This is a genomic window from Streptomyces ochraceiscleroticus, from assembly GCF_000720485.1.
In the GTDB taxonomy this organism is placed as follows: Bacteria; Actinomycetota; Actinomycetes; order Streptomycetales; family Streptomycetaceae; genus Streptomyces; species Streptomyces ochraceiscleroticus.
The window spans coordinates 1-201 of sequence record NZ_JOAX01000147.1; the positions used below are offsets into that span (position 1 = coordinate 1).

Below are 201 nucleotides of genomic sequence, written 5' to 3' on the forward strand. Positions count from 1 at the left end.
GTCGACGTAGCCGCGTTCGGCGGCCGCGTAGGGGTTGAGGAGGGCCTCCTCGTACTCGGCGATCAGTTCCTGGCGGCGGGCCTCCTGGGCGGCCGGGTCCTCGATGGCGGCCAGGGTGCGGCGGTGGAGGATGTTGACGGCGCCCTGGGCGCCCATGACGGCGATCTGGGCGGTGGGCCAGGCCAGGTTGAGGTCGGCGCC

1 protein-coding gene is annotated in these 201 nt (G+C 74.1%); it reads right to left on the minus strand.

The features are described from left to right. Positions 1 to 201, minus strand: a 201-nt coding sequence (locus IG84_RS38680) for a carboxyl transferase domain-containing protein (RefSeq protein WP_037801526.1), incomplete at both ends; no start/stop codon positions are given.